Below are 12,264 nucleotides of genomic sequence, written 5' to 3'. Positions count from 1 at the left end.
TTAATAATTCACCTGTTTAGTTACAACTGCTGAAAAGGCTTGATCTAGATCCGTTATAAGATCTTCCACTCGTTCAATTCCTACTGAAAAACGTAACAACCGATTACACACTCCATTTTCAAGTCTTACCTTTTCTGGGATATCAGCATGTGTCTGAGTCGCTGGATATGTCATTAAGCTCTCCACCCCACCTAGACTCTCAGCAAATGAGATCAATTTCAACTGTTGTAAGAAAGGATTGACCCACGCTTCATCTTTAATACGAAAAGAAACCATGCCCCCTTTACCTGGATAAAGCACCTCCGTTACCTCATTGAGTTTCTCTAAGTAGCTCACGACTTCTTTCGCATTTTGCTCATGTCGTTCCATTCTTAAAGACAGAGTTTTCATCCCACGAATTAATAACCATGAATCAAATGATCCAAGTGTGGCTCCAATACCATTATGATAGTACGAGATCCGCTCAGATAATTGTTCACCTTTTGCCACGATTAATCCAGCAATCACATCATTATGTCCTCCAAGGTATTTAGAGGCGCTATGAACGACAATATCTGCTCCTTCAACAAGAGGTTGCTGCAACAATGGTGTGTAAAAGGTATTGTCTACAATTAGCAGCACCTGATGTTTCTTACAGATAGTAGAAAGAGAACGTATACAGGCCTCTTGCATAAGAGGGTTAGTTGGTGTTTCGATAAAAACAGCTTTTGTTTTTTCATTAATCGCTGCCTCAACTTCCTCCAAATTCCTCGGATCCACATATGTAAATCGTAATCCCCAGCGTTTCCATCCTTGTTCAAACAGACGATACGTTCCACCATATAAATCAAGGGAAGCTATGATCTCATCGCCTTCTTCAAACAATGAAAATACCGTTTGAATCGCCGCCATACCTGAACTACAAGCAAATCCACGATCTCCTTCTTCAAGAGAGGCAATGGCCTCTTCTAGCACTTCTCTCGTCGGGTTACCAGTTCTGGCATAATCATACCCCGTCGATTCTCCAATCCCTGTATGTCGATATGCAGTCGAGAGATAAATCGGTGTATTAACAGCACCTGTATGTTCTTTTCCTCTATTCCCTATTTGCACTACTTCTGTTGCCTTATGATCTCTTGTCACACTAAATCCCCCTTCACTTCACCATTTATCATCAAAAAAGACACCTCATCTTAAAAGTAAGAAGAAGGTGTCTTTTGTTTGTTCACTTCTTCTTATCTTCCAAGCAATCGCTTGATGGATTTAGCACCTGACCTATTCGGCTGGTTGCTGAGACTTCACCGGGCCATTCCCTCCGTCTCTCTTGATAAGAAATCATTCGTCCTATTCATTTGTCAGTTAATTTTAATGTTTCACTAAAGTTACAACAATTCAAAATGTTTTGCAAGTGTTTTTTACGACTCTGGTGTGGCATCAATCTTAAGATCGTCATTATTGCCACAAACACATTGCTTAAATCCTGTCTCATATCCACCCTCGTCATTTTGTTTGCCACGAAGAATATATTTCTCCCCGCATTTTGGGCAACGAATGACTACCTGATAACGTTCTCCGACCATCTTTCATTCCCCTTTCTACATCATCTTTTAATGATCTAATTTGTTAGCCCATTTTACTTTATTTAGAGCTAATAACCAAAGTCCGACCATAAATGGTACGAGACCTATTAAGACATATACCCCAAAAGAAAGTAAAATAAAATCATATATTCCATGCAACAAAACTGGAATGATGAGTGCAAGGGTTAATAAGACTTTCCTTTTATCATCTTCCAATTTCGCCCGACCAATGTAATAGCCCATAATAACGCCGTATAGCGCATGACTAGACACAGGAAGTAATGCTCTTGTTACGGCTGCTTCTAAACCGTACGCTAGCAAATAAAAAATATTTTCCATAGAGGCAAAACCAAGCGATAATGATGCCCCATATACAATCCCATCATATCTTTTCGTCATTTTTCCATATTGGTACACAAAGAAAAATAGCATAAACCACTTAAAAAACTCTTCAAAAAATCCATATAAAACAAACGCTTGCAATACATTTGTTTGAAGAAGTCCTTCTGTAGTAAATGCGTATTGCAATACCATAACAGGAAAAACAAGAATAATTCCGATAATAAATGTACGCAGAACATGTGATGCCGTTGTCGTTTCATAATCATTGCGCAAATAAAAATAAGACAATAATGCCATACCTGGTGCAATAGCAGCTGTTAATAGGGCAAACAATGAGAGGCCTACCTTTCTTATACTGTGCATTTTAATGATCTTTCATCCAACATTGCGAGCTTATTTAGACCATTGATATAGGCTTCACCATATAACACCATTTCTCAAAAAGTATTAAATTTGAAAAGTATGTTAAAATACGAACATACCATCACAAAGCCTCTTAGTAAGCAATGTCATTGAGGTAAAAGGAGTTACGATCATGAAAAAAATTCTTGTTTTACATACTGGTGGTACGATTGCCATGCAAGAAGATGAACATGGCGCAGTTTCACCAAATCTAGTAAATCCATTATATTCCACAATTGAATCCCTTTCAACCATCGCCTCTGTTGTTGTCGATGACTACCTTAACCTCCCATCTCCACATATGACACCTTCTTTAATGGTCGAGCTTGCGCTTCATTTAAAAGAGCGCATCACGAACGAAAAATTCAATGGGATTGTCGTTACACATGGGACAGACACTCTTGAAGAAACGGCTTATTTGTTGGATTTGATTCTTGATATTGAGAATCCTGTCATAGTAACAGGAGCAATGCGTTCGAGCAACGAACTTGGCGCAGACGGTCCGCATAATTTAATTTCCGCTGTAAAAACAGCAGCATGTGGTGAAGCTTATGGTAAAGGTGTTTTAGTCGTGTTGAATGACGAAATACATACGGCGAAAAACGTAACAAAAACACATAGCTCAAACATTGCAACCTTTCAAAGTCCTCAATACGGACCGATCGGCATCGTTACAAAGCGCGGTGTGAACTTCCACCATACACCTGCCAAAAGAGACTTCCATCCTGTAACTTCGTTAGATAAAAAAGTCTCACTTTTAAAAACGTATACTGGAATGGAAGAATCGATTGTTGATGCAGTCGCTAATACAAACATTGACGGGTTAATCATCGAAGCTTTTGGCCAAGGAAATGTCCCACCGACAATCATGCCAGCTCTTGACCGATTGATTAAGGAACAAATTCCTGTCGTTCTTGTTTCTCGCTGTTATAGTGGCATTGTGCAAGACATTTACGCCTATGATGGTGGTGGAAGAACGTTAAAGGAACTCGGTGTCATTTTTACGAATGGCTTAAATGGTCAAAAAGCACGTTTGAAGCTGATGGTTGCTCTTGAAATTACAACGGACAACGAGGAATTGCAGCGGCTATTTTTAACTTAAGCTAAACTTGATAACGAACTATAAAAGACCTAAAGGTTAAACCCTAGGTCTTTTTGCTTATTCTATTGATCCTTATTTGCAATATGTTCTGCAATTAGTGGTCCATGAAACCGACCATTTTCGATGAAAATCTCATTCGCATTGTTCCCTGCAGCAATGACACCCGCTATATACACTCCAGCAACGTTCGTTTCCATCGTATCAGGATGAAAACTCGGTCTTCCCGTCTGTTCATCGACATCCACTCCTATGTTCCTTAAGAAGGAATGATCCGGGTGATACCCAGTCATTGCAAAGACTGCATCCGCTTTTGCTTTGTAGACGTTCTCACCCACTTTATAAATCACTTCGTTTTCCGTAATCTCGCTTACTTCCGCTTCGAAAAAGAGCTTGATTTTTTCATTTTTGACTAAAGAATCATACTCTGGTAAGATCCATGGCTTTACACTTGTTGAATACTCCGTTCCACGATACAAAGCCGTCACACGAGCCCCAGCTTTTTCTAACTCAAGAGCTGCATCAATGGCTGAATTTTTCCCACCAATGACGACCACGTCTTGATTAAAATAAGGATGCGCTTCTTTAAAATAATGGTGCACATGAGCCTGTTCTTCCCCAGTAATCGCCATTTTGTTTGGACTATCATAATATCCAGTAGCGATAACTAGATGCTGACATTGATACATTCCTTTTGAACTACGGACAATAAAGGAATGATCTTCTTGCTTTGTCACCTCTAGTACTTCCTCGTACGCATTCATTCGAATTTGTTTTCGTTTCACTACGTCGCGGTAATACACAAGGGCTTGATTCCGTTTTGGCTTTCTTTCCTCTGTCACAAATGCAACATCACCGATCTCTAACTTTTCACTCGTACTAAAGAACGTTTGATGTGTTGGATAGCGATAAATCGCATGAACAACATTTCCTTTTTCGATGACGAGCGGCTTGTATCCTTTTTGTTGACATGCTATAGCAGCAGATAATCCACATGGGCCTGCTCCAATGATTAAAACATCTTCTTTTTTCATGATTTTCACCTCTGTCGTCTTACATTTCAATTAAAAACCCCTGTATCCATTGATACAAGGGTTAAAGATACTCTATAGTATATCAAATTATACCCAACCACGAAAACGAGAAGCTTCCGCCATTTTACGAACACCAATCATATATGCCGCAAGACGCATATCGACTTTTCGACTTTTCGATAAGTTGTAAATGTTCTCAAATGATCCAACCATCACATTTTCCAACTTACCTTCCACTTCTTCTTCTGACCAGTAGTAACCTTGGTTATTCTGCACCCATTCAAAATAAGATACAGTCACACCACCAGCACTTGCAAGAACGTCAGGAACAAGTAAAATATCACGCGCTGACAGGATACGAGTCGCTTCCATCGTTGTAGGACCATTTGCTGCTTCTACAACGATCGATGCTTTGATTAAATGGGCATTTTCTTCAGTGATTTGGTTTTCAATCGCAGCAGGAACGAGAATGTCACAATCGAGTTCAAGCAACTCTTGATTAGAAATTGTTTCTTTAAATAATTTTGTAACCGTACCGAAGCTATCACGACGATCCAATAAATAATCAACATCTAAGCCTTCAGGGTCATGAAGAGCCCCGTACGCATCACTAATGCCAACAACTTTTGCACCTGCATCATGCATAAACTTCGCTAAGAAACTACCCGCATTTCCGAAACCTTGAATAACAACTCGCGCACCTTCAATGTCGATGCCCTTCTTCTTAGCTGCCTCACGAATACAAATCGTTACTCCCTTAGCTGTTGCCGATTCACGTCCATGTGAACCACCTAATACAAGTGGCTTACCTGTAATAAATCCAGGCGAATCAAATTCACGAATTCGACTATATTCATCTAACATCCATGCCATAATTTGTGAATTTGTAAACACATCTGGTGCAGGAATATCTTTTGTCGGTCCAACAATTTGGCTAATTGCTCGAACATAACCGCGACTCAAACGCTCAAGTTCACGGAAGGACATGTCACGAGGATCACAAATAATGCCACCTTTTCCTCCGCCATACGGAAGATCGACAATCCCTGCCTTTAAACTCATCCAAATCGACAGCGCTTTCACTTCATTTTCTGTTACGTCTGGATGAAAGCGAACGCCACCTTTAGTTGGTCCTACAGCATCATTATGCTGAGCTCGAAAACCGGTAAAAATTTTCGTAGAATCATCATCCATCCGAATTGGGATGCGAACGGTAAGCATACGAATTGGTTCCTTCATTAGTTCAAACATTTCATCTGGGTAACCTAGCTTGTCCAATGCTTTTTTAATGACTTTCTGTGTCGAAACAAGAACATCTAAATTTTCAACCTTTTTATCTTTACCTTCCATCTGTTTCACCTCTAGCCACCAGTGTTCGATGTTTTTATTCTAAAGCGCCAAATTCAGCAGTATCATTCATCACTACCTACTATAATGAAAGTGCTATCATATTTCCACCTTTTCTGAAAAAAAAACACCTAGTTTTCATTAACTCTTTATTCCGACTGTTCAGATTACTGTAAAATGCACTAAAAAAGGCAGCCGAGCACATGACAATGCTTCGACTGCCTCTATTTTATTTTTTCGTTGAAAGTTGAACAAGCTCTTCGATCATTTGATCATAAGATAGACCGATTTCACGTGCTGCATCCGGGTAAAGACTCGTCGGTGTCATACCAGGAAGAGTATTAACTTCAAGAATCACAGGATCTTTACCATCTTCTGGAACGATAAAATCAACACGCGAGTAAATGTCACAGCCTAGCGTTTGGTGTGCAAGTACGGCGTGCTTTTGCACGTACTCTGTTTGTGCTGCTGAAAGTCTTGCCGGGACAATATGCTCACTCATTCCAACGGCGTACTTTGCTTCATAATCATAGTATTTGTTTTTTGGAACAATCTCAACTACTGGCAATGCTTTCTCACTACCTCGGTTCCCCATAACAGCAACCGTCACTTCTTTGCCACTAATAAACTCTTCAATAAGTACCGTCTCATCTAATTTAAATGCCGATTCAATTCCATTTAACAACTCTTCTTCATTGTTCGCAAATGTAATACCGATCGTTGATCCTTCTTGATTCGGTTTAACAACAAGTGGGTAAGGTATTTCAACCTTCGTCGCTTCTTTGTTGTAAGAGTGCTTATACAGCACATGTTGCTTTGCTACTCGAGTACCTTCTTGCTCAAAGAAAAGCTTCGATCTCGCTTTATCCATAGCGAGTGCGGAACCTTGTACACCTGAGCCTACATAGTCAATTTTCAACATATCTAATAAAGCTTGAACTTTTCCATCTTCACCGAAACGTCCGTGAAGACCAATGTACACAAGATCTACATCAAGTGAGAGTATCTCTTCTAATCTCTCAGGGTGAAAATCAATGCCCACTACATCATGACCATTGGATTCTAATGCTTTAATGATCCCTTTACCAGATGATAAAGAAACATCTCTTTCAGCTGAAATTCCTCCGTACAATACAGCAATTTTCATATGGCTCAACTCCTACAACACAATATGTAACACTAGTATATTCGCCTACTTAATTTCCGTTACTAGTTCTTGATATTGTACCATAAACCTTGACTATTACGCTTGAGGATATATGTTCATTCACAAGAAAAAACTGATGACCCATCGTCACCAGCATTCAACGTTTGATAAACGTGTGATAAAGTTGAGTAATCGCTACATCCTTCATTAGGCATTTTCCATATTCGTCCGTTCGATGAATAGAGACAGTTGAAGAATGTCCAAATTCCGATAATAAGGCGATAACAACATCCTCATCATGATTTTCTAAATCATTATCTTCAAGTTTTAAGTAATACTGTCCACCAAAAGAATATAAGCTTCCACCTATTACTCCAAATGGATATAAACGCGATGCAAGACCAATAACATCTTCAAAGTCTTTAAATGTGTAAAAGATTTCATCCGATTCATCTAGAGTGACCTGCATCTCAATATAACCTTCTTCAAAACCTTCTAGATCAAAATCTTCATCTGCTACACCTTTTGAAACTATGATGACCATCCCTTGAGCTGGCATTGCATATACCTCCACCGCAATTGGACCGTCGACTTTAAATCCTAATTCGTCATCTGCTTCAAGCATCATGTCCCTAAACAAATCGTGAACTTTAGGGACGTCTTGCCATAGATCTTCTTTCGTTATCCCACGTTCTTGCATATCATCAAACGTTAGGAACACTTTGAATTTATCCACATTCAAACGCTCAAGACGCATTGTTAACCCTCCTTTATCCGAGAACATAAACCACCCATTCTCGCTGTGCAAACACCGTCTTGCTATACGGTATGTGGGTACGTTGCAGAAGGTTCACAAACATCAAGCGTAAATAAACCTAATTTATGATTTAAGATTCCCGTTCAGCCATTTATCCCATTCGGTTTTCGTTTTTCCTACGAGATAAGGTTCTATTTGTTCCCTTTTTTCTGCTTCAAGTTGATCATATGCATATCCACCGGTACCAACAATCAATGTTGGTATGGCTTCCTTTAACCCTTCAATCAAATCTGTTGTTGCTTCAATATTCGATTCAATTGTACAAGAGGTAAAGAACATCGCTGCTTCAACTTCTTTACATACTAACTCTACATCTTTGTTCGGGATGCCACTGCCTAAATATATCACTTCAAAGCCTTTACGACGAAGGTACAGTGTGAAGATCAATAACCCTAGTTCGTGGGTTTCATTCGGTCCACAAACCGCTACCACCTTTGGTAAGAATCCATCAACCGGAAATCCGTGAAAAATATTACCTATTTTCGTTCGTAAAAAGGCTGTTACAAAATGTTCATGAGCAATTGAAATTTCATTATGCTCCCACATATGCCCTACTCTCACTAACAATGTTCCTAATATATCAATGGTTACTTTATCAATACTAAACATACTGAAAGCTTGATTTAATAATTGATGAGCTTTCGTTTCTTCAAAAGAAAGCAATGCTTGTAAAATCTCTTCCGATAATTGCACCGAATAGTCTTCATGCTTTCCTGTTTCTGATTGTTGGAGAGTAACATTCCCTTTTTCAAATAGTCCAACAGCTTGTCCGATTGTAAACCCTTTTTTTACTTTGTCAATTAACCACTTTAAAATGGCTACATGTTCATCTGAATAAAGACGATGACCTGCTGTATTACGAATCGGTTCAATAATCTGATACCGTCGTTCCCATGCTCTAAGCGTCCCTGGTTGGATACCTAGCATGTTGGATATTGCTTTAATATTGTACTTCCCTTCTTTGGAAGTCATATTCTCTCCCCCTATACAAGCTACATTAGCTCCGTGAAAAGATCTAGGCATCACACTAGACCTTAAATAACAGCCTACAAAATTGTCAAATCCTTGCTTATCAAGTGATTCACTCTTGCATAGTATATCGAAAGAAAATAAATGTGTAAACTTTGTATAAGGAATTAATAACCATTAATTTGAATTAGGCTCCCTATTCAATAAAATCAGGTGAGCTTCTGCAGCTGCGCCTAAACGAAGAGGTAAAGAAGTCGTGCCATACCCATTACTAATTATATGCAAAAACTCCCCTTCATCTTTTACCCCCCCACGCTCAGCGATACCGAATCGAAAGAAACGAATCTGTCCACCATGAGTATGGCCACTTAAAGCTAAATTAGGCTTTAGCTCCCTACTGGCCTCGCGTATAACATCGGGGTAATGACTAACAACTATAGTGAATGACGCTTTAGCCGACGCAGATCGTTCGTTAACTCCCTCTGACCAGTCTTCATCTAAACCAATTAACCGAATTGAACTTCCACCAAACTCAATCTCCATCGATGTTTGACTTAACTCCGTAACACCATGGCGTTTAAAGCTTTCCCTCAAAGTCGATACATTCACTTCAGGGTCATTGTTCCCCCAAACAAAGTACGTAGGACCGAGCTGAGATAATACCAGAAGGTTGTGATCAAACTGGCTTTGCGGTACCTTCTTCTCCACTAAATCTCCACCAATGATAACGAGGTCGCATCCTTGGTCTAATTGATCTAATAATCGTTTGGATACTTTCCGTTTATGGATATCAGAAATAAAAAACACTCGAAACGCACGAGACGTCCGAGGTAAAGATTGTCCTTTTAAATGATGGATAGTAAGACGGTTACGAAATGCTTCAATCCCCATGTAGACAAGCAATATTATCGCTAGCACACTAAAGAGTATAGCTATGTTAACAATCATGAAGACTCCTACTTTCTAAACGTTATCATTTGATTTCTACTTCACTTGATCTCCGTCAAATTAACGTCCATTATACCATATAAGAGAGCTAAAATAATAACCGGTAAAGAAAAGATCCAATTGGTGACAACTACTAAATGAATAACCGAAAGTGACGCTAAACAAACAAAAAGGATCCATTCTCGTCTTTTTTTCTCATTAACTCTTGGTAAAAAAAGCAATCTAATCAAATCTTGTACAAATAAAGAGTAGGCTAAAAAACTCGCAATGAATAAAAAAGAAGCGATTAGTATTTGCAAAGGTGAAAAAAGTACTGTTCCAATGAATTCACCAATCCTCCAGACACGGGGCTGAGGGAATACCGAAAAAGCTCCATACGTTCCTCCATAGGCTAGGACCAGGAGGAGAAGCTTCTTATAGTATGTATATGATTCCAATAAGCTCTCCACCTTTTCTCGTTTTAACCTATATGTATGGCTTAGATTCAATATTATGACGCAAAACAAAACCCCCTTAATTTTATCTCAAGGAGGTTGAAATATATTTCATAGGTTAAGATTATTATATGTTCGATCGATTATTTCAGTCGGTCCGTCTCTTGTGCATTTAACACGTCCATACTTGAAGATCCGTCCAAAAAATCGATCGCAGCACTTGTTAATACTTTCGCAGCTACTAGCATCGCCGCTTCATCAAAATCAAATTTAGGATGATGATGAGGGTAAATGATACCTCGCTCACTGTTTCCTGCTCCCGTAAAGAAAAACGTACCAGGTACATGGTTTAAATAGTAAGCAAAATCTTCTCCACCCATAACGGGGGCCATTTCATAAACAAGCTCTTGTCCTAGGACGTCTGTCGCCACACGAACTAAGCGATCCGTTTCAATCGGTTCATTCACTAGAGCAGGATACCCTTTTTTGTAAGCAAATTGATACCCTGCTCCCATCGCCTCGCAAATGCCTTTTGTCACTTGCTCCATACGTTCGATGACCATCTCTTGAACACCTTCTTCAAACGTGCGCACAGTTCCTACAATATTGGCTCGATCAGCAATCACATTAAATGCTCCACCTGCATGAAAAGATCCCACACTTAGGACAGCAGACTTTAATGGATCAACATTACGACTAACAATCTGTTGTAGATTTTGAACGACAGAAGAACCTACAGCGATCGCATCAACCGTCTCATGTGGGGAAGCCCCGTGTCCACCGCGACCAAGTATCTCAATTTCAAATCGATCCGCAGCGGCCATAATCGGTCCCATTCGATACCCAATTTCACCAAGAGGCATCGTCGACCAAAGATGGGTTCCAAAAATAGCATCTACCCCGTCCAGACACCCATCCTTAATCATCGCAATCGCCCCACCAGGAGCCAATTCTTCAGCAAATTGATGGATGAGCACAATCGTTCCCGAAAGTTCTTCTTGATGTTTTACTAGCACTTTAGCTAGAACTAACAACGTAGCTGTGTGACCGTCGTGTCCACAAGCATGCATCACACCTGGAACATTTGAAGCAAATGGAAGTCCTGTTTCCTCTTGAATAGGCAACGCATCAAAGTCTGCTCGAATAGCTACCGTCTTACCAGGCTTCGCCCCACGAATATAGCCGACTACTCCACAACCACCAACATTTCTCTTTACTTCAACCCCTAGTTTCTCCAAATAATCTGCAATCATCTTAGGTGTTTCGACCTCTTCAAATGAAAGCTCAGGTTCTTGATGCAACTCTCTCCTTAAATCAACCATTTCATGAAAGGATTGCTCTAGTTCTTTATGGAGCTGTTCAATCATCTCATCACCCCTTTTTTTCTATTGTACATTTCGGAAAACGAAAAGAAAACCACCTCACTGAATATTCCGACTTTAAATTCCGATCTCACATTAAGATGTATTTATCGGTTGATCCCATCCCAAATCGATAGAAAGAAAGCTGATGCCTAAAATTGGCACCAGCTAGTGAATATATTTATTCAGAGTACTGCGAAAGTTTTAATAACCCGATCGCCATAACAACAGAAAGTAGCATAGCCATCATTCCAAATCCTAAAACTGCGATTAATTGTACAGAAGTCACAATTCAACACTCCCCATTTGCAGATGTTAAATCCAAATTTTATCTTATAAACATAATAACATAAGCTTGTCTTTTAGTCTTTAATCATTTTGTGACAATCTCTCAAACATTCGATAGTTATGTTCAAACGAAAGCTCATCGTTTTTTTTCAATTTTAATCAAAAAAGTTGGAAGAATTTCTCACAATAAAGATTGAATTTTCAGTTTTATTAAGATACAATGAAGACACAGAGATTTAGTAAGCGCTTACATTATTTATTATGGAAAGGTGGGAGAATATGATCTTAACAAAGCTTATAGATAAGTCTCTCGTCACAAATCAGGACCTTGCCTTTAACCAACGAATAGGTCTCCCTGTGGAAGTTTATTGCTCTAAATCACGAATCACTTTAGCATTTGGACGAATAGACATGTACAATGAAGCCTTTATATTTGTTAGTGGGCGTCCGTTCTCTAGAGAGGCGCACTTATTCTTCGGTCACCCTAATATATCAGCTTAACTTTTCAACACATTGA

At 39.4% G+C, this 12,264-nt stretch carries 12 protein-coding genes and 1 riboswitch; of the genes, 2 read left to right on the top strand and 10 right to left on the bottom strand.

Going from position 1 to position 12,264, the window contains the following annotated elements:
* The 3 genes from CDZ88_RS05985 to prsW all read right to left on the bottom strand — a co-directional run bounded on the left by CDZ88_RS05985 (position 1) and on the right by prsW (position 2,234).
* Positions 1-1,122, bottom strand: coding sequence for a methionine biosynthesis PLP-dependent protein (locus tag CDZ88_RS05985; RefSeq protein ID WP_100372674.1), 1,122 nt, complete (start codon positions 1,120-1,122; stop codon positions 1-3).
* Positions 1,123-1,211: 89 nt separating this feature from the next.
* Positions 1,212-1,313: riboswitch (SAM riboswitch) on the bottom strand.
* 81 nt (positions 1,314-1,394) lie between these two features.
* The gene (locus tag CDZ88_RS17590) at positions 1,395-1,559 is read right to left on the bottom strand and encodes a hypothetical protein (RefSeq protein ID WP_198507823.1); all 165 of its coding nucleotides are present in this window, start codon (positions 1,557-1,559) and stop codon (positions 1,395-1,397) included.
* 27 nt (positions 1,560-1,586) lie between these two features.
* Entirely contained in the window at positions 1,587-2,234 is a 648-nt protein-coding gene (gene prsW, locus CDZ88_RS05980; RefSeq protein ID WP_100372673.1) for a glutamic-type intramembrane protease PrsW, read from the bottom strand.
* A gap of 202 nt (positions 2,235-2,436) precedes the next feature.
* Here prsW and CDZ88_RS05975 point away from each other — a divergent pair, with 202 nt between their 5' ends.
* Entirely contained in the window at positions 2,437-3,405 is a 969-nt protein-coding gene (locus CDZ88_RS05975) for an asparaginase (RefSeq protein ID WP_100372672.1), read from the top strand.
* Positions 3,406-3,467: 62 nt separating this feature from the next.
* Here the strand turns inward: CDZ88_RS05975 and CDZ88_RS05970 are convergent, their stop codons facing one another.
* The 7 genes from CDZ88_RS05970 to CDZ88_RS05935 form a co-directional block, all read right to left on the bottom strand.
* Positions 3,468-4,436 (bottom strand): YpdA family putative bacillithiol disulfide reductase, encoded by a 969-nt coding sequence (locus CDZ88_RS05970; protein ID WP_100374610.1) that lies wholly within the window; start codon positions 4,434-4,436, stop codon positions 3,468-3,470.
* Between the two features lie 87 nt (positions 4,437-4,523).
* A complete protein-coding gene (locus CDZ88_RS05965; protein ID WP_100372671.1) occupies positions 4,524-5,786 on the bottom strand; it encodes a Glu/Leu/Phe/Val family dehydrogenase in 1,263 nt (420 codons plus the stop codon).
* A gap of 226 nt (positions 5,787-6,012) precedes the next feature.
* Positions 6,013-6,930 (bottom strand): D-alanine--D-alanine ligase, encoded by a 918-nt coding sequence (locus tag CDZ88_RS05960; RefSeq protein ID WP_100372670.1) that lies wholly within the window; start codon positions 6,928-6,930, stop codon positions 6,013-6,015.
* A gap of 157 nt (positions 6,931-7,087) precedes the next feature.
* Positions 7,088-7,687 carry a genetic competence negative regulator gene (locus tag CDZ88_RS05955; RefSeq protein WP_100372669.1) on the bottom strand — a complete coding sequence of 200 codons (600 nt, stop codon included), beginning with the start codon at positions 7,685-7,687 and terminating at the stop codon, positions 7,088-7,090.
* Positions 7,688-7,810: 123 nt separating this feature from the next.
* The gene (locus CDZ88_RS05950) at positions 7,811-8,719 is read right to left on the bottom strand and encodes a MerR family transcriptional regulator (RefSeq protein ID WP_100372668.1); all 909 of its coding nucleotides are present in this window, start codon (positions 8,717-8,719) and stop codon (positions 7,811-7,813) included.
* A 174-nt stretch (positions 8,720-8,893) separates the two neighbouring features.
* The gene (locus CDZ88_RS05945; protein WP_100372667.1) at positions 8,894-9,664 is read right to left on the bottom strand and encodes a metallophosphoesterase; all 771 of its coding nucleotides are present in this window, start codon (positions 9,662-9,664) and stop codon (positions 8,894-8,896) included.
* A gap of 577 nt (positions 9,665-10,241) precedes the next feature.
* Positions 10,242-11,465, bottom strand: a complete 1,224-nt coding sequence (locus CDZ88_RS05935) for a M20 family metallopeptidase (protein WP_100372665.1) — start codon at positions 11,463-11,465, stop codon at positions 10,242-10,244.
* A 561-nt stretch (positions 11,466-12,026) separates the two neighbouring features.
* Here CDZ88_RS05935 and CDZ88_RS05930 point away from each other — a divergent pair.
* On the top strand, positions 12,027-12,248 hold the full coding sequence (locus CDZ88_RS05930) for a hypothetical protein (protein ID WP_100372664.1): 222 nt from the start codon (positions 12,027-12,029) through the stop codon (positions 12,246-12,248).
* Positions 12,249-12,264 lie beyond the last annotated feature (16 nt).

Source organism: Bacillus sp. FJAT-45037, assembly GCF_002797325.1.
Taxonomy (GTDB): Bacteria; Bacillota; Bacilli; order Bacillales; family Bacillaceae_D; genus Alkalihalophilus.
The sequence above is the reverse complement of the archived record's forward strand: the minus strand, read 5'-3'. Positions and strand labels throughout refer to the sequence as shown.